This window comes from Mucilaginibacter rubeus (assembly GCF_014643835.1).
Lineage (GTDB): Bacteria > Bacteroidota > Bacteroidia > Sphingobacteriales > Sphingobacteriaceae > Mucilaginibacter > Mucilaginibacter rubeus.
Genome location: NZ_BMKD01000002.1, coordinates 204,689 through 223,615, shown reverse-complemented (window position 1 = coordinate 223,615; position 18,927 = coordinate 204,689). Strand labels below are relative to the sequence as shown.

Here is an 18,927-nt window from a genome sequence, read left to right as displayed (position 1 = left end):
TAAAAATATTACGATCATGAAGAGTTTCAACAAAATAATTTTAGCGGCCGCCGGCATCTTAACCATAATGGCCGGCTGTAAAAAATATGAGCAGTTCCCGGTTGATAAGGTGACTATCAATTACGTGTTTGACAAAAAGGACTCCTTAGGCACCAATGCCCAAATGTTCCTGTATGGGATTTATGCAGCGCTCCAAAATGGGCACAACAGGGTAGGGAACGACTACCTTGACGCGGCCAGTGATGATGCCATGTCATCGGCTTCGGTATCATCAAATGTAGTAACCATACTTTCAACAGCATCTTATAATTCATATACTATCCCCGCCGGTGAAAACCTTTGGGCTTATTACTACGCAGGCATCCGCAAGGCAAATGAGTTTGTGAACAATATTGATGTAGTGCCGGTACTTGCACAATACCATGGTTACTCCATGAAATATGTATGGAAAAGCGAGGCACGTTTTTTAAGGGCGCTATATTACTTTGAACTGGTTAAACGTTACGGTGGCGTTCCCTTATTGGGCAACAAGGTGTTTACTATAACAGATAATGTAGCCTTGCCACGTAATTCCTTTGCCGATTGTATCAAATACATTGTAAGCGAATGCGATGCCATTAAGGATACCCTGATGACCGCGCCGCTGAGCAACCCTAATGCTGATTATCACCGCCCTACCAAAGGTGCCGCCATGGCTTTAAAGGCCAAAGTACTGCTGTATGCGGCAAGCCCATTATTTAACGGGCAGAATATCGATGCCTCAAATCCGCTAACCGGTTACACCGATTTTAGCGCCGACAGGTGGGCACAGGCCGCTGCTGCCGAAAAAGCGGTAATGGACCTGAATGTTTATTCGTTATTGCCCAGCTTTAAAGATGTATTTCTGACTCAAAACAGCTCTGAAAATATATTTATCCGCCAAACAGATAATTCATCCTCGATTGAAACCACTAACGGTCCGGTTGGATTTACCGGGGCGGTAGGCAAGGGGCAAACCAGTCCTACACAGCAATTGGTTGATGCCTTCCCCATGAAAAACGGTTTGGCTATTACTGATCCGGCATCAGGTTATAACCCGGACAACCCTTACCAGAACCGCGACCCGCGCTTAACCTATACCGTGCTCTATAACGGTGCAAGATGGCTTAACTCAGATCTGCAATTGTATGAAGGAGGGGCCAGCAAACCCAACGGTTCATTACAACAAACCAAAACAGGCTATTACATGCGCAAGTTTATGGGCAATTTTGAAAACACCAATGCCTACGCTGCGCATGTCATAGACTGGCAGATCCTGCGCTATGCTGATGTGGTTTTAGGCTATGCCGAAGCACTCAATGAATCGGCAGGTGCAACTCCCGAGGTTTATAATGCTGTTATCAGCATCAGGAAAAGGGCAGGTATAGATGCGGGCACCGGCAATTACGGACTTAAAGCCGGTATGAGCAAAGCGGAGATGCGCGCCATCATCCAAAATGAGCGGCGCCTGGAAATGGCTTTTGAAGAGAACCGCTACTGGGACATCCGCCGCTGGAAAATTGCCGAAACGGTAATGAACCAGCCGCAAAAAGGGATCAGCATTGTGAAGATAGGCTCCAGCCTTACCTATAACGTGGTGAATGCGCTCACTACCAAATTCGAAGCGCCTAAGATGTACCTGTACCCAATACCTTATGACGAGGTTTTGAAGAACCCGAATATGAAACAAAATCCAGGATGGTAATCTCAAAATCTCAGCCAGTTAAACCAAAAAAATTAAGCTTTATGAGAAAAATAATACTTCTCTTCCAGATATTAATGATCCTGCTCCCGGCGGTGTCATTTGCACAAAGCAGGACTGTAACAGGTACTGTACGCGATATTACCGGGGTATTGCCTGGGGTATCGGTAATTGAAAAAGGTGTTCCTAATAACGGTGCTATTACAGATCAGGGTGGTAAGTTCAGGCTTGTTCTTAAAGGGCAGTCAAATACCATCATTGTACGTTTTATTGGTTATATCCCGCGTGAGCTCCGTGTATCTGAATCGGGCAGAATGGATATCATACTGCAAACCAATACCAACGGCTTGGATGAAGTAGCCGTAGTAGCTTACGGAACTAAAAAAAGGATCACCAATACCGGTGCTGTAAGTTCCATTTCGGCCAGTGAGATCCGCACCGTGCCAACAGCCAACGTGCAAAATGCTTTAACCGGTAAATTGCCGGGCTTTTTTTCGCAGCAAGGTTCGGGCCAGCCGGGTAAGGATGCTTCAGATTTTTATATCCGCGGGGTAAGCTCGCTAAACCCATCGGGTAACCAGCCGCTCATTATTGTAGATGACATTGAGTACAGCTATGACCAGTTGCAGCAGATCAACGTGAATGAGATAGAGAGCATCTCGATTTTGAAAGATGCGTCAACAACGGCTATTTATGGTATCAAGGGAGCTAACGGCGTATTGGTGGTAACCACCCGCCGCGGCAAGGCCGGCACCCCTAAAGTGAATCTTCGTGTGGAAAGCGGCATCCAGCAGCCTACTAAAACGCCGCAGTTTTTAGATTCATATAATACAGCGGTATTGATTAATGAGGCCCAGCATAATGACGGCATCCCGCTTAGCTTTACCCAGCAGGACCTTGACCTCTTTAAAAATGGATCCGATCCATACGGCCACCCCAATGTTGATTGGTATAACAAGATATTCAAGAAATACACCTATCAAACCAATGCCAACCTGGATATTTCGGGTGGTACAGCCGGGGTAAAATATTTTATCTCGGGTGGCGCGCTAAACCAAAATGGCCTGGTACGTGATTTTGCCGATCCGCAAAGTTTGGTGAATACCAATTACTATTTTAAACGCTATAACTTTCGCTCAAACCTCGATCTGAAAGCCAATAAAACCCTTGACCTGCGGCTGGACATTACCACCCGTTTCTCCGACCTGAACCAGCCTTATAACCAGAACGCCGTGAGCGAGGTATATAATTTTACCAAGGAAACGCCTTTTACGGCGCCATATCTTAACCCTAACGGAAGTTATTCATACGCCTATTCATCGTTTAATCCCGATCACCTGCCAACGCTTAACGCCAGGCTGGCAACAGGAGGCTATCAACATTCCCGCCGTACCGATTTTAATGTGCTTTTTGGCGCAACCCAAAGACTTGATGCTTTAACCAATGGCCTTTCGGTAACAGGCAGGGTTGCTTATTCAAGCATTGAACAATTTACCAAGCAAATCTTTAACGGAGGCATCCCTGCTTATCATTATGATCCGGCTACTAATCAATATTCCTTAAGGCCGGGTGCTACCTATGTATATCAAACTTATGCGTTAACGGGCAGCACCGATATCAATACCAATAACTACAACCTGCAGCTTTACGCCAATTACGACAGGACATTTCGTGGTTCGCACCATTTTTCGGGATTGTTGTTGTTCAATCAAACTTCGCAAACGTATTTCACCTACCCGCTGCTTGATGGCGCGCAGGTTGGTGTGCCGCAAAAGTTCCGCGGTATATCGGGCAAGGTGGGGTATGACTTTAAACAGAAATTCCTGTTCGACTTTAACGTAGCCTATAACGGCACCGACCGCTTTGCAGCCAATCACCGCTTTGGGATTTTTCCGGCTGTGAGCTTTGGTTATAATATCGCCAAAGAGTCGTTCTTTGAAAAAGCCTTCCCTATGTTCAGTCTTTTGAAAATAAGGGGCAGTTATGGTTTGGTTGGTTCGGATGCAGCGCCGGGTAACCGTTATGTATATAACCAGGTTTACAACCAGGGCGGTGGTTACAATTTTGGCGAAACAGCTCAAAACTATAATTCTATATATGAAGGTTCTTTGGGCAACCCGAACGTAGTTTGGGAACGTGCCAAAAAGGTGGACATTGGGCTGGATGCCAACTTATTTAATGATAAAATATCCATCACGGCCGATTATTTCCACGATATCCGTTACAATCAGCTGATTACACCCGGGAGTATACCGGAGATTTTGGGTGTTGGTTTGCCTGCCGTAAATATCGGTAAAACCCGTAACCAGGGCCTCGACGGGCAGATCAGCTATCATAGCACGCTCGGCAAAGTACAGTACAACGTTGGTTTCGTGTTCTCGTATGCTAAAAACAAGATCCTATATGAAGATGAGGCTACCCCGGCATATCCATGGCTGGCGCAAACCGGTCATTCAATTGGACAGCAATATGGTTATCACTTTTTGGGATACTATACCGCTGCCGATATTGCCGCCATCAATTCGGGAAGCAAATCGGTACCCGTACCTGATAACGGTATCCCACTACAGCCCGGCGATCTGAAATACCAGGACCTGAACGGTGACGGCGTTATTAACGTTTTTGACAAAAGGCCGATCGGAAATCCAAACCTGCCAAATACCATACTCGGTCTTTCATTGCAGGCGGTTTACAAAGGTTTTAGTGTAAGTGTGCTTTTGCAGGGATCGTTTAACTACAGTTTCGCGGTGATTGGTACAGGTATCGAACCGTTTCAAAGCCAGTTTCAGCCCATTCACCAGGAACGCTGGACATCCGAAAACCCGGTTAATGCCGCCTTCCCAAGGTTAACTACCAATCCAACTTCGGTAAACAGCCCTACGGCTTATTTTTCTGATTACTGGTTATTAAACGCGCATTACGTGCGGTTAAAAACGGTTGATATCGGTTACCAATTGCCAACTAAATTGTTGCCCTTCAAGATTAATAATGCCCGCATTTATATGAGCGCATATAACCTGCTCACTTTTGATAACTACAAAAAATATCAGCAGGACCCCGAAATTGCTACCAATACCGCGGGCGATGCGTACATTAACCAGCGGGTGATTAACCTGGGCATCCAGGCAGGTTTTTAAAAACCAATAGATAAACCATAAGGGGCCGGCGTTGCGGTGCCGGCTTCCTTTTTTGATTTGGCAGATAAACTTTAAATTAGGATATGTTTCCAACCATCGGCGATCTGATATATTATCTCTTCCATATCCGGATTGGATTTCCTATCCAAACGCTTGGTTTTTTTATAGCACTCGCCTTTTTATTTGCCTACATAGTGTTTACTTCTGAATTTAAAAGATATGAAGCCATTGGAAAGATCAGTGCATTTAAGCGGAAGGTAATCATCGGAAAACCCGCTTCAGCAGCTGAAATGATCATTAATTTTTTGCCCGGTTTTTTATTTGGCTTTAAACTTTTTGGAGCCGTTTTTAATTACCAGGTTTTTGCTGCAAACCCGCGGGCATATATTCTTTCATTGCAGGGAAATTTAACAGCAGGCGTATTTATTGGCGGTGCATTTGCCTTTTGGATTTACTGCGACCGAAAGAAATTTGCATTGCCTAAACCGCAAACAACCGAATATACTGTACACCCTTATCAATTAATGGGGCTGATTGTTTTCAGTGTTGGACTTTTCGGTTTCATTGGCGCCAAGCTTTTTGATATCGTTGAGCATTTTGGCAGGTTGAGATATGATCCGCTGGGTACTATATTTTCGGCCAACGGATTTGCTTATTACGGCGGCCTGATCTTTGGCGCATTGACTTATTTGTATATCGGCCACCGGCATAACATGAAACTGGTCCACCTTGCCGATATCGGTTCGCCGGGCATGATGCTGGCGTATGGCATTGGCCGTATTGGTTGCCAGCTGGCGGGTGACGGCGATTGGGGTAAGGTTAACCCACATCTAAAACCCGGTTTTTTAAGCTGGCTGCCCGATTGGATGTGGGCGTTCAATTATCCGCATAATGCTGTCAATGCAGGTACACTGATACCCGGTTGCCTGGGCAACTATTGCAATCAACTGGCTAACCCGGTGTACCCCACGCCGTTTTATGAGGCTGTACTTTGCATTGGTATGTTTTTGCTGATGTGGGTTTTTCGTAAACGGATAGTTACACCCGGTTTTATGTTTTTCCTTTACCTTGTGCTCAACGGTACCGAGCGTTTTTTGATAGAGCAGATCCGTATAAATCCGGTTTATCATTTTTTAGGTTTACCGTTTACCCAGGCCGGCTTCATCGGCTTTTTAATGCTGATGGGTGGATTAACAGGTTTTATTGTGCTGTTTGCTAAACACAAAAGCCATCATCATAAACATTTACCTGTATTATAAATATCATTTAATGAAGAAAATTACCCTTGTTTGTTTAGCTTGTTTGAGCTTGGTTTTAACCAACAGAGCCTTTGCGCAAAAAACTGATACCGTTAATCTTACCGATATTAAATTTAAGGTAGAGGCCGCGCCGGAATGGTCGGCCCTGCTAAAGCGTGATTCGGGCTGGTTTGGGGGCGATGGTATTTATACTATCCCTTTGAATGGGAAGGAGACCGGCCAGGCAAAACATAACGATAAAGTGCTTTTTATTTTCAGCGACAGCATGATAGGCGCGGTGCGTGATAACACAACGGCGTCGGGAGCCATCATGATCCACAATGCGGTAGCTGAACTAAAAGGCAACGAGCCTTTGGATAAACAAATGAAATTTTACTGGGATAAAAACGCTAAAGGAAAACCGGAGTCTATTTTTATCCCCCATACACCTAAAACAGGAGCTACAGATTACTACTGGCTTGGCGATGGCTTTGTAAACCAGGCAATGAATAACAGCATCTATATTTTTGGATACAGGGTGCATAACGTAAGCAACGAAGCATTTGGTTTCAGGGAAGTTGGCAACACGCTCATCAAGATCCCGGCAAACAGCAAGCCTCCGTATAAAGACCTGAAGCAAATGGATACGCCGTTTTACCTGGTAGATCAGAAAGGGGAAAGCGGCTCGTTTGGTGCCGGCATTTATGTAAATACCAAAGAAGCCGGCGCGCCAAAGCCCGATGGCTATATTTATGTTTATGGGGTACGTGGCATGGCCAAGCACCTGATGGTTGCCCGGGTACTGCCCGGGGATTTTGAAGATTATAGTAAGTGGACTTTCTATAATGGCAAAGCCTGGGTTGCCGATATGGAACAGGTTGCCAATGTAACAAGCAGCGTATCAAATGAGTTAAGTTTTAGTCCGCTGCCGGATGGTCGTTACGCGCTGATATTCCAGGTAGGGGGGATGACCACATCGGTGGGGATGCGGATAGGCGCAAGCCCGGTAGGTCCGTTTGGCCCGATCATTAAATTATGGGATTGCAAGCCTGATCTTATCGCCAAAACGTTTGTGGTTTATAATGCCAAGGCGCATCCAAGCTTATCAAAGCCCGGTGAACTGCTGATTAGCTACAACATTAACTCCGTTGATTTTTTAAACGATCTGAAAAAATATCCAAACCTGTACCGCCCAAGGTTTATCAGGGTAAAATTTAATGAACACGAATAGGCTCGAATTGAAGGAGCACGAATAGAATTAGTGTTTAATATAACCCAATGAAAATACGTTCGCTTATTTGCGCAGTTGCGCTTATGTATGCCGGAAACCTGTTTGCGCAGGAGGCTAACCTTGTTAAGTATGTGAATACCCGGCAGGGTACTAATACCAAATATGAGTTCTCGTACGGTAACACCTATCCGGCTACTTCGCTGCCTTTCGGCATGAACACCTGGACGGCGCAAACCGGCAAAAACGGCGATGGATGGAAGTACCAGTATTTTGAGCACACCATTCGCGGCTTTCAGCAATCGCACCAGTGCAGTTCGTGGGTAAATGATTATGCAGTGTTTTCGCTCATGCCGGTTGCCGGGAAACTGGTTGTTAATGAAGATGAACGGGCGACATCATTTAGCCACGATAACGAAATCGCTCAACCCAGCTATTACAAGGTAAAGCTTGATAATAATATTACAACCGAAATGTCGCCGACCGAACGGGGAACGCACCTGAGGTTTTCGTTCCCGAAGGGTAAAGCCTCTTATCTTGTTTTAGATGGCTACACTAAAATGAGCGGGGTAAAAATCATCCCGGCCGAGCGGAAAATAACAGGGTACGTAAACAATTGCCGCTGGGCCCCTAAAGATTTCCGGAACTACTTCGTCATTATTTTTGATAAACCCTTTACCGATTACGGCACCTGGAAAAATAAAAAGAATACTCTTTCGGAAAAGAACGGGTCGGCAGAGGGCGAAGGTATCGGGGCCTATATCAAATTTAAAGATGGAGAAACTGTACAAGCGAAAGTAGCTTCGTCCTATATCAGCCCGGAGCAGGCCGAACTTACTTTGACAGCTGAACTGGGTAAATACAAATCATTTGATGATACCCGGAAAGCTGCTGATAAAGTATGGAACCAGTTACTTGGCCGTATGGCCATTGAGGGGGCTACTGAAGATCAGAAGGCAACTTTTTATTCCTGCATGTATCACGCCAATCTATTCTCGCACCAGTTTTTTGAATATAATAAAGATGGAAAGCCATACTATTACAGCCCTTACGATGGCAAGGTACATGAGGGTTATATGTATACCGATAATGGTTTCTGGGATACTTTTCGTGCCCAATTCCCGCTGAATACAGTATTGCACCCCAAAATGGAAGGCCGGCTTGTAAATGCGCTGCTTGATGCACAGCAGCAATGCGGCTGGTTGCCGGCCTGGTCGTTCCCCGGTGAAACGGGAGGAATGCTGGGGAACCATGCCATATCCCTGTTAACCGACGCCTGGGTAAAAGGGATCCGCACCTTCGACCCCAAAAAAGCCCTGGAGGCTTACTATCATGAAGCAACCAACAAAGGTCCGTGGGGCAGTGCCAATGGCCGGCCGGGATGGAAAGAATATTATGCCAATGGTTATGTGCCTTTTACACCGCAAACCCTTGGTTCAACTGCCTGGACGCTGGAGTTTGCATACGATGATTTTTGCGGATATCAACTGGCTAAACTCACCGGCAATAAATTTTATGAAGATGTTTTCGCCCGGCAGATGTACAATTATAAAAACCTGTTTGATGCCAAAACGCGTTTCATGCGCGCGAAAGATGCGCAAGGTAATTGGATTGAACCTTTTGACCCTATGGATTGGGGCGGCCCCTATACCGAAGGTAATGCCTGGCACTGGACCTGGTCGGTTTTTCAGGACACGCAGGGTTTGATCAACCTGATGGGCGGAGAGAAGAACTTTACTGCTAAGATTGATTCGGTATTTACTGAACCGGGAACAATCAAAGTAGGAGGGTACGGACAGGTGATCCACGAAATGACGGAGATGGCCGAATTTAAAATGGGTCAGTACGCCCAGGGTAACGAGCCTATTCACCATTTGCTTTACATGTACAACTATGCCGGCCAGCCATGGAAGGCGCAGCTACATTTGCGCAGTGTGATGGATAAGATGTATAACGCCGGCGAAAATGGTTACCCTGGTGATGAGGATGAAGGACAGATGTCATCTTGGTTTGTGTTGAGCGCCGCTGGCTTTTACAGTGTTTGCCCCGGTACCGATCAGTATGTGATTGGTAGCCCGCTATTTAAAAAGATGACCATCGCTTTGGAAAATGGCAAAAAGTTCGTGATAGAAGCTAACAATAACAACAAGGAGAACGTGTATATCCAGTCGGCGACGCTTAATGGTAAGCCTTATACCCATAACTGGATCACCCAGGCCGATATTATGAACGGTGGCGTATTACACTTTGAAATGGGTAATAAACCAGCTGTGACCCGAGGCGTAGCGCTTGAAGACAGACCGTTTTCGCTATCAAAAGCTCAATAACAAAATTAAGAAGAATATGGAAAACGTCATTGCGAATGTTTAAATCCGGAGGCCTCTGAAGGTGAAATGACATTTACACTACCCGTCATCCCGAATTTATTTCGGGATCCCACGCGCTGAGCGGCTATGCAAGCGGCCTTGCATGTGGGGTGCTGAAACAAGTTCAGCATGACTGTATTTTTTATTATGTCATGGGTAGGAACGAAGCAATCCCAAACTATACAGAGCCGATCTGCAAATCAGGGATTGCGTCGTTCCTCACAATGACGGTTACTTTAAGAATTATTAGAATATCCGCTAAAACGATTTTATGGTCAATATTTACAAAATAAAAAAGTCAATTCTATTACTTACTTCGGTGATGCTGCTGCTCAACCCGGCATCAGCACAGGAAATCTTTTACCTCAACAACACCAATAAACAAATTACATGGAAAGTAAAAGCCCAGACCGACCTGGGAGCCGATAGTCTTGACATCCACAAAAGCGGTTACGCCGCTACTGATTGGGTAAAGGCTATTGTACCTGGTACTGTATTTTCATCATACGTAGCGGCCGGTTTGGAAAAGGATCCCAATTTTGGCGATAATATTTATAAGGTTGATAAAAAGAAGTACGACCGCAATTTCTGGTACCGTACGCAGTTCAGCGTACCTGCAGGTTTCACCAAACAAAAAATCTGGCTTAATTTCAAAGGCATTAACCGCAAAGCTGAGATCTACCTGAACGGGAAGAAGATAGGCAGCCTGGATGGTTTTATGCAGCGGGGAGTGTATGACGTAACGAAACTCGTAAATAAAACAGAGGCAAACACACTGGCTGTTTTGGTTTATTGTCCGCTGAACCCATTGGTAAATTATGCCAGTCCAACATATATCCCCAGCGCCAGCTGGGATTGGATGCCTTATGTACCGGGCCTCAACAGCGGCATTACCGATGATGTTTACCTGAGCAACACAGGTAGCCTTACTATTAATGATCCCTGGATTCGCACGGATGTGCCTACTACCGCCCGGGCTGAAGTATCGGTTTCGGTTGGGGTGAAAAACAGCACAGATACTTTTCAAACAGGAACCTTAACCGGTGTTATTAATCCGGGAAATATCCGGTTTACCCAAAAAGTGTTTGTGGGTGCTAACAGCAATGCCGAAGTAAAGATCGACCCAAAACATTTTTCGCAGCTGGTGATCAACGGCCCAAAACTGTGGTGGCCCAATGGCTATGGCGATGCCAACCTGTACACCTGTAACTTAAGCCTGAAACTGGGAGATGAAGTAGCTGACAGCAAACAGATCCGGTTTGGAATCAAAAAATACAGCTATGATACCGTAGGCCATGTATTGCATTTATATGTAAATGGCACCAAAGTATTTTTAAAGGGCGGCAATTGGGGGATGGCCGAGTACATGCTGCGTTGCCGTGGCGATGAGTATGATACCAAAGTGCGTCTGCATAAGGAAATGAATTTTAACATCATCCGCAACTGGATAGGCTCAACCACGGACGAAGAATTTTATGATGCCTGCGACAAATACGGCATTATGATCTGGGATGATTTCTGGCTTAACTCCATCCCCAACCTGCCTAATGATGTAAATACTTTCAATGCCAATGCTATCGAAAAAATAAAACGGTTCAGGAACCATCCTTCCATTGCCATTTGGTGCGGTGATAATGAGGGCGAGCCTTTACCTCCGCTTAACAACTGGCTTCGCGAAGACATTAGCGCTTACGATGGTAACGAAAGGTATTATCAGCCCAACTCGCATGCCGGTAACCTAACAGGCAGCGGTCCGTGGACTAACTTTGATCCGCGCTGGTATTTCAGCCGTTTTCCTAATGGATTTGGCGGTAACCAGGGTTGGGGTCTTCGCAGCGAGATAGGTACGGCGGTATTTACCAATTTCGACAGCTTTAAAAAGTTTATGCCGAAGGATAAATGGTGGCCCCGCAACGAGATGTGGAACCTGCATTTCTTTGGCCCGTCCGCAGGTAATGCAGGCCCCGACAGGTACGACGATGGAATTAAAAACCGTTACGGAGCCGCTTCGGGTATCGAAGATTATTGCCGTAAAGCACAGCTGCTAAACATCGAAACCAATAAAGCCATGTATGAGGGCTGGGAAGATAACATTTGGGAAGATGCTTCGGGCATTATGACCTGGATGAGCCAGTCGGCCTATCCTTCATTGGTGTGGCAAACCTATGATTACTATTATGACCTCACCGGTGCCTACTGGGGGGCTAAAAAAGCCTGCGAACCGGTGCATATTCAATGGAACCCGGTAAATAATGCTATTAAAGTGATCAACACCACTCGCACCGACGAAAACAGCCTCATTGCTTATGCCGATGTTTATAACAGCGATGGACAGATCGTAAAAGAATACAGCCAGTCAAAAACTATCGATGCGCCATCGAATACAGCGCTGAATTGCTTTACCATGGCTTTTGCTGATAACCGCGAAAACCTGGCACTTAACAAACCCGCATTTGCATCATCAACCACCATGGGGGAGGCCGGTTCTGTAACGGATGGTAATCAGGGAAGCAGGTGGGCCAGTAATTTCAGCGATGCTGAATGGATCTATGTTGATCTTGGCAGGGAGCAAGAGATAAACGGTGTTAAATTGAATTGGGAGGAGGCATATGGTAAAGCTTTCAAGATCCAGGTATCTGACGATGCCAAAAGCTGGAAAGATGTTTATGAAAGCGGCGATGGGCATGTTGGCGTGCAGCAAATCACTTTTGATGAGGTAAAAGGCCGCTACGTGCGTATGTATGGATTACAGCGCGGATCGGGATGGGGCTACTCGCTTTGGGATTTTGAGGTGTACGGCGGCGCGCCGAAAAGCAGCGGTCTTACGGATGTTCATTTCATCAAACTAAGATTGATTGATAAAAACGGAAAACTGGTATCAGATAATTTTTACTGGCGGGGTAATAAACGCACAGATTTTACCGCCCTTAACCAACTGCCAAAGGTTAACCTCAAGGTATCATCAGCCATAAAACTAATTAACGGCAAGTATTATGTGGATGCAAAGATCAGCAACCCATCCTCATCAAAGGCGGCTGCATTTAGCATTCGCGTACAGGCAACAAAAGCCGCCACGGGTGAACAGATACTGCCGGCAATAATGAATGATAACTATTTTTCGCTGATGAAGGGCGAATCAAAAGATATCAGGATTGAATTTGATGCAGCGGTGCTGGGCAAGGATCAGCTGAAACTATTGGTACAGCCTTATAATGATCCGGTAATAACGGAAAAGTAATAATAAGCCTTTGGTACCTTGAAGTTTTAAACTAATTTACCGGTCCAATTAACAAACAAACCTGCACAATGGATACCAAACCCAAATTTACCGAACGTAAGTTCCTTGTCGTACTCATTTTTGTAACCTCCTTATTTATGCTCTGGGGCATAGCCATGACCCTTGGCGATACATTAAACAAGCATTTTCAAAATGTTTTACACGTTTCAAAATCGCGTTCGGCGTATGTACAGTTATCATTATTTGGCGCTTACGCGGTGATGGGCATCCCGGCAGGTATGTTCATGAAAAAGTTCGGTTATAAAAACGGTGTGCTTTTAGGCCTCGGACTTTATGCTGCAGGTGCATTCCTGTTTGTTCCGGCGGCTGATGCTAAATCGTTTGACTTCTTCCGGATTGCCTTGTTTATCCTGGCTTGCGGCCTGGCTACGCTCGAAACCGTTGCCCATCCATTTGTTGCCTCTCTCGGCGATCAGCGTACCAGCGACCAGCGCATTAACTTTTCGCAGGCCTTTAACGGTGTCGGCGGCGTTATTGGTCCGCTGTTGGGCGGCTATTTCGTTTTAAAAGGAGGGCAGGAGCATTCTAACGACCTGATATCTGTCAAACACCTGTATATTGTAATAGGAGCGGTGATTGCATTGGTTGGTGTAGCATTTTCATTTTTAAAAGTGCCGTCATTGCAGGATCCGCATGTTGTAGCAACAGATTCATATGCGGTTGCAGGTGAAGGACATATTCCGGAAAGCCTGTTCAAAAAAAAGCATTTTGTTTTTGCAGCCATAGCCCAACTGTTTAATGTGGCAGCACAAGGCGGCACCTGGGCGTTTTTTATCAATTACGGTCACGAGATCATGCATTTAACCGACGAACGCGCGAGCTACTATTTTTCATTAAGCATGGTGATGATGATGGCCGGCCGTTTTATTGGCACCTTCCTGATGCGTTACATAGCGCCAAACAAGTTGCTGGCGGTATTTGCCCTGGGCAATATCCTGATGTGTGTTATTGTAGCACAGGGCTTTGGCGTGGTGTCATTTGTGGCATTGCTGTTCATCAACTTCTTCTTCAGTATTATGTTCCCAACCATATTTAGCCTGGGGTTGAAAAATTTAGGTTCACAAACGCAAAACGCGTCATCATTTATAGTAATGGGAGTTGTAGGCGGGGGATTGTTTCCGCCGGTTATGGGCCTCATTGCTAATCACAATGTTGCTACAGCTTATTACCTGCCTATCATTTGTTATATGGTGATATTTTTGTTCGGGATCAGTTACCCTAAACTGAATAAAAAAGGAATATGAACAAATTTGCTTAATCGATTTATTTTTATATTTTGGCCAATAATCGCTTAATAAATCATGGTTATTAAGCGATTATATTTTATATTTGATTTTAGCCAATTATAAGCCATTGAAAAAACTATCGATTGTTGATATCGCCAATGAATTAAAAGTTTCTAAAACCACTGTATCGTTTATACTGAACGGGCGTGCAAAGGAAAAACGGATAGGTGAAGACCTGGTAGAGCGTGTTACCAAATATGTAGAAGAAGTGGGCTATAAACCCAATTCCCTGGCTAAAAGCCTGCGTACCGGTAAATCAAATACCATTGGTTTAATGGTTGAAGATATTTCAAACCCCTTTTTTGCCAGCATAGCCCGGCTTATTGAAGATAGGGCTTATAAAAATGGTTACAAAATTATTTATTGCAGTACCGATAATGATACCCAAAAAACCAGGGAACTGATCAATATGTTCCGCGACAGGCATGTGGATGGCTATATTATTGCTCCGCCCGAAGGTATTGAAGACGATGTAGAACAACTGCTTAAGGATGGCTTGCCGGTGGTAATGTTCGACAGGCATTTACCCAAAGTAAATACCGATTATGTAGAGATTGATAACCTTTTCAGCACCTATAATGCCACCAGGCACTTAATACAACAGGGTTACAAAAATATAGGCTTCGTTACTTTCGCTTCGTCACAAACACAAATGCTGGCCCGGATGCAGGGCTATAAGGATGCGCTGAAGGAAAGCCGTTTTGCTCCGGTGGTTAAAGAGATTGTTTTTAACCAGGACGAAGAAATGATCATTAAACCGATGACTGCCTTTTTTAAAAAGCATCAGGATCTCGACGCGGTAGTTTTTGGCACCAACCATGTAGGTACCTGTGGGTTAAAAGTGTTTAACACGCTGGGTATTAAAGTGCCCGGGGATATGGCCGTTATATCGTTTGATGATTATGACGTTTTTAAGCTGTACTCGCCCCCGGTAACCGCCATAGCTCAGCCGGTTGAAGAAATTGCCGATAATGTGATCACCGTGCTACTCAAAAAGCTTAATACAAAAGGAGTTAGTACTGCTTCTCATTCCATAATTCTTAAAACCAACCTCCAGATCAGGGGATCATCATCCGGTTTAAAGATTGATTAATTTTAAAAGAACCATATATTAGCAGATGTAAATGACACACTTGCAGGGGATAGGTTTTCTGTAACCGGGCACTCTTTTATTATCTTTAATAAAAATTTACTGTTATGAAACGGGCTTTTATTATAAAAAATAAAGCAAGAATGGTATTGGCCTTAGCTGTGCTTACCGCTATGCTTTTATTAGCCAACTGGAATGGTCGCGACAATGTTAAAGAATTGGATAAAACGTTGACATCCATTATGAAGGACCGCTTATTGCCGGCTACTTTTGTACATGAAATAAGCAGTCGGCTTTATGAAAATAAACTGGCAGCTGTTTCTGGTGCAGATGTTCAGGTAAAAATTAATGGTAATTATGCAGCTATAGAAGCGTTAGCAAAGAAATATGAGGCCACCCAATTAACACGCGAAGAATCAGCAAAATGGAAGACCTTTCGTGTGCAATTGCGTCATCTGCAGCAGCAGGAAGCTGGCCTGAATAATGCAGAGTATGTTTTTAATCAGGCACTTAAATCGCTTGATCAACTGATAGCGATACAAGTTGGCGAGAGCAACCGCCTGCTACAAAACGGACAAAGAAATGTAAGTTCAAGTATACTTACAGCCAATTTTGGTGTGGTTGTTTGTATTTTACTTGGATTATTTATTATGGTGCTACTAAGCGCCAGGGAACAAATGATTTTAAGGCAGGACGAAAGGCATTTGCTCAATTAAAAGATCTTAATAAAAACCAGACTTACGAAGTTTTTAAAACTTCGTAAGTCTTAGAAGCTGTTTAAAAACGAATAAAATAAATGTTTTTTGTAGAGACGCATCACATGCGTCTCTCGTAGGACAAGCCACATTCAATAGGGGCGAGCATGCGTAAATTGCATGCGGGAGACGCATGTGATGCGTCTCTACATTTGGAAATTATCGTTTTTAAATAGCTTCTTAGAGTTTCTTAAATAACCATCACATTTTCACCGCCTTTAAGCGGGTATGATTTTGCTTTCCAAACCAATACGCCGGATGTACGCTGCGGTAAACTGACCTTTATTTTCCACCTGTTATTTTCTAAAACATAAGCTACTGCAACCTTACCGTTAGGGTGTGGGATCTCGCCGCTCACATTGGTCATTGTTCCCAAATGAGGTTCGATCTTGATCTTGCTGAATCCGGGCGAATAGCTGTCAATACCCAAAACTGTCCTGAAGAATTCAATATTGGGGCTGCTTCCCCAGGCATGGCAATCTGAACGGCTATATTTAAGGTCGGAATATTCGGCCCAGGTGGTTAAGCCCATTTTAATATTCTCGCGCCAGATACCCAGCCAGTTCATATAATCGTTACCTAAACCACCTTTTACCAATGCCTGGTGCAGGTAATATTTAAAATAAATGGTGCATTGGGTCAATGAGGTATCGCTTAATAATCGTTTGGATAACATAGGCAGATCTGTGTTTTTCACCATGCCTGTAAGTATGGCTAATGAATTGGCATGCTGCGAAAATTGTTTCTTGTCCCATGTATCGGCATACAGCATTTTTGCCGGGTCCCAATATTTGCGTTGAATAGTTTGCTTAAGCTTAGCAGCTTCTTTGTGGTATAAAGTGGCATAACCGGGCATGCCAATTTTTGTTTCCATAGCGGCAGCCCACTCATAAGCCCAAAGTAATTGCAAATCAATAATGGCCGAACTGCCGTCGGTGCCTTTTGGCGGCGAGCCTATATCCCAGTTTTTGCCGCTGGCCCAATCCACAAAAGTCCAGTAAGGGGTGTTTTTTAATGAGCCATCAGCTTGTTGGTATTGGCTGAAAAACTTTAATACTGCCCGTTCGCCATCCAGCTTATCCTTAATAAAATTACTGTCATTGCGGTACATCCAGTAATCATACAGCATGCCTATGTACCATAATGAAAAAGTTGAAATAATTTGGGTATCATGAGTAGGGTAACGGCTTTGGGTAACGCCCTCTGTTAAACGGGAATGGTCCATCAGGTTAATGGCATTGCGGGCCAGCCGGTCATCGCCGCTATAGTAATAGGATATCATGGCCTGGATACGGGTATCGCCGATGTATTGCAGTTGCTCATAATAAGGGCAATCTGTATAGGTTTCAAATGCATTAAGACGGGCCGTACGCCAGCCAATATCGAGCATCTGTTTTATTTCCTTATTATCGGTATTGAAAACGGCACGTTGCTTAAATGGATAACCGGTAAAGGTGCCATACAGGTCATTAATAACCAAAGGCTCGTTTTGTGTATGCACAATTAAGCGGATGTACCTAAAAGTACGGAAGTTGAGCGTAGTATATGATTGCCCTTTGCTGCCATTGGAGATCAAACTATCATTTCTGCCCGAAAAATCCTTGCCCTCCACATCGTTACGGTTGCCCTTGCGCATTCCATATTTGCTTAAATTATCAAAAAGCGATTCGGCATAGCTTAAAGAGATCCCCGCATCTTTCCCACCGCTGAAATTAATAGTAGGATAGGCGTTGGTAAGATGCGTTTGATCAAGCAGTATGGTAACTGTAGTATTTGCAGGAATAGTAAGCGGTGCTTTAGTGCCCGGAAAAGCCGGGGGAACATCCATCCCGGAGGCTTTACGTACAACAGGTATCCGCTCATAAATTAATTCCTGGTGCGGAATGGAGGATGGAACCAATTGCCATCCGAACCCATCCCACCGGCCCTTTAATTGCCCGCCGAAGAGGTTAGCTGCCTTTGGCCAGCTGCTATCATCAAAGTTAGGCGAGTACCAGTTCATAATGCTTTTATTCAGATCCACCATTTCGCCGGTGCTGGCAGCGAAATAGCCCCAGATGGGCTGATAGCCTTTGTCCTGAATGCTTTTCCAGGTGTTATTGGTATTGAGGATCTCTTCGGCTGTCGAATTGCCTTGTATAATAAAGGCGGTACGGACACTAATCTGCGCTTCAGGGCGGTATTGAGCCTCGTTCCACACTAAAGCAGCCACGGTATTTTTACCGGTTACGAGATAGGACGCAAGGTCGACGGTTTCATAGTTCCAGTAAAAAGTATCGCCCCTTGCCGGGCCTAATGATACCAATGTGCCGTTTACGTACAGTTTATACCGGTTATCTGCCGATACATGAATAACAAAGCTGGCCGGTTTGTTGGTCAGCTCAATGTTTTTACGGAAATAATAAATACCGTATTCATTTCCGGTGATGTTGGGCACGGAGATCCATTGTGCATTCCATGTCTTTTCCTCTGCGGTTTTATGAACAGACCGGGCATTACTGTTTTGTGATGAGAGAAGGGTACTTACAGATAAAATTAAAATCAGAAAGTGTTTCATGTAGATTTCATTGATTAATTGGTGATGGTCAGGTTGGTTTTCCCTGCTTGCATTAAGTAGATAAATTGGTTTGACTAATATAATAAATCGATTTAGCATTTTATAATAATTTTTAATTTTTTATGATCGGCAAGGCTGATGGAACTATGTTTTCATTTTTGAACCATCGTTGGTCCGGTCTGCCTCCGGGTTGGGATAACATGCAAACTAAATCCCGAAGTTGTATTGAAATAAGCTGCTGAGCTTTATATT

Annotated in this window: 10 protein-coding genes; 9 read left to right on the top strand and 1 reads right to left on the bottom strand. The window is 44.5% G+C overall.

The window, feature by feature from the left end; all coding sequences use genetic code 11:
- Window positions 1-16 precede the first annotated feature (16 nt).
- The 9 genes from IEX80_RS07440 to IEX80_RS07400 all read left to right on the top strand — a co-directional run bounded on the left by IEX80_RS07440 (window position 17) and on the right by IEX80_RS07400 (window position 16,079).
- Complete coding sequence (locus IEX80_RS07440) at window positions 17-1,723, top strand: RagB/SusD family nutrient uptake outer membrane protein (protein ID WP_188832519.1); 1,707 nt, start codon at window positions 17-19, stop codon at window positions 1,721-1,723.
- 41 nt (window positions 1,724-1,764) lie between these two features.
- The gene (locus IEX80_RS07435) at window positions 1,765-4,857 is read left to right on the top strand and encodes a SusC/RagA family TonB-linked outer membrane protein (RefSeq protein ID WP_188832518.1); all 3,093 of its coding nucleotides are present in this window, start codon (window positions 1,765-1,767) and stop codon (window positions 4,855-4,857) included.
- Window positions 4,858-4,940: 83 nt separating this feature from the next.
- Window positions 4,941-6,116, top strand: a complete 1,176-nt coding sequence (locus tag IEX80_RS07430; RefSeq protein WP_188832517.1) for a prolipoprotein diacylglyceryl transferase — start codon at window positions 4,941-4,943, stop codon at window positions 6,114-6,116.
- Between the two features lie 10 nt (window positions 6,117-6,126).
- Window positions 6,127-7,326, top strand: coding sequence for a DUF5005 domain-containing protein (locus IEX80_RS07425; RefSeq protein WP_188832516.1), 1,200 nt, complete (start codon window positions 6,127-6,129; stop codon window positions 7,324-7,326).
- A 47-nt stretch (window positions 7,327-7,373) separates the two neighbouring features.
- Entirely contained in the window at window positions 7,374-9,650 is a 2,277-nt protein-coding gene (locus tag IEX80_RS07420; protein ID WP_188832515.1) for a GH92 family glycosyl hydrolase, read from the top strand.
- Between the two features lie 310 nt (window positions 9,651-9,960).
- Window positions 9,961-12,927: a discoidin domain-containing protein gene (locus IEX80_RS07415; RefSeq protein ID WP_188832514.1), complete on the top strand. Its 2,967-nt coding sequence runs from the start codon at window positions 9,961-9,963 to the stop codon at window positions 12,925-12,927.
- Window positions 12,928-12,995: 68 nt separating this feature from the next.
- On the top strand, window positions 12,996-14,231 hold the full coding sequence (gene fucP / locus IEX80_RS07410) for an L-fucose:H+ symporter permease (RefSeq protein ID WP_090527285.1): 1,236 nt from the start codon (window positions 12,996-12,998) through the stop codon (window positions 14,229-14,231).
- Between the two features lie 109 nt (window positions 14,232-14,340).
- Window positions 14,341-15,366: a LacI family DNA-binding transcriptional regulator gene (locus IEX80_RS07405; protein WP_090527686.1), complete on the top strand. Its 1,026-nt coding sequence runs from the start codon at window positions 14,341-14,343 to the stop codon at window positions 15,364-15,366.
- A gap of 104 nt (window positions 15,367-15,470) precedes the next feature.
- On the top strand, window positions 15,471-16,079 hold the full coding sequence (locus tag IEX80_RS07400; protein WP_090527287.1) for an MCP four helix bundle domain-containing protein: 609 nt from the start codon (window positions 15,471-15,473) through the stop codon (window positions 16,077-16,079).
- Between the two features lie 229 nt (window positions 16,080-16,308).
- Here the strand turns inward: IEX80_RS07400 and IEX80_RS07395 are convergent, their stop codons facing one another.
- The gene (locus IEX80_RS07395) at window positions 16,309-18,675 is read right to left on the bottom strand and encodes an alpha-L-rhamnosidase-related protein (RefSeq protein ID WP_188832513.1); all 2,367 of its coding nucleotides are present in this window, start codon (window positions 18,673-18,675) and stop codon (window positions 16,309-16,311) included.
- Window positions 18,676-18,927: the final 252 nt, after the last annotated feature.

Bases quoted from the DNA above. Each gene is read 5' to 3' on its own strand.
- IEX80_RS07440 (WP_188832519.1), top strand. From the start codon at position 17: ATGAAGAGTTTCAACAAAATAATTTTAGCGGCCGCCGGCATCTTAACC.
- IEX80_RS07435 (WP_188832518.1), top strand. From the start codon at position 1,765: ATGAGAAAAATAATACTTCTCTTCCAGATATTAATGATCCTGCTCCCG.
- IEX80_RS07430 (WP_188832517.1), top strand. From the start codon at position 4,941: ATGTTTCCAACCATCGGCGATCTGATATATTATCTCTTCCATATCCGG.
- IEX80_RS07425 (WP_188832516.1), top strand. From the start codon at position 6,127: ATGAAGAAAATTACCCTTGTTTGTTTAGCTTGTTTGAGCTTGGTTTTA.
- IEX80_RS07420 (WP_188832515.1), top strand. From the start codon at position 7,374: ATGAAAATACGTTCGCTTATTTGCGCAGTTGCGCTTATGTATGCCGGA.
- IEX80_RS07415 (WP_188832514.1), top strand. From the start codon at position 9,961: ATGGTCAATATTTACAAAATAAAAAAGTCAATTCTATTACTTACTTCG.
- fucP (WP_090527285.1), top strand. From the start codon at position 12,996: ATGGATACCAAACCCAAATTTACCGAACGTAAGTTCCTTGTCGTACTC.
- IEX80_RS07400 (WP_090527287.1), top strand. From the start codon at position 15,471: ATGAAACGGGCTTTTATTATAAAAAATAAAGCAAGAATGGTATTGGCC.
- IEX80_RS07395 (WP_188832513.1), bottom strand. From the start codon at position 18,675: ATGAAACACTTTCTGATTTTAATTTTATCTGTAAGTACCCTTCTCTCA.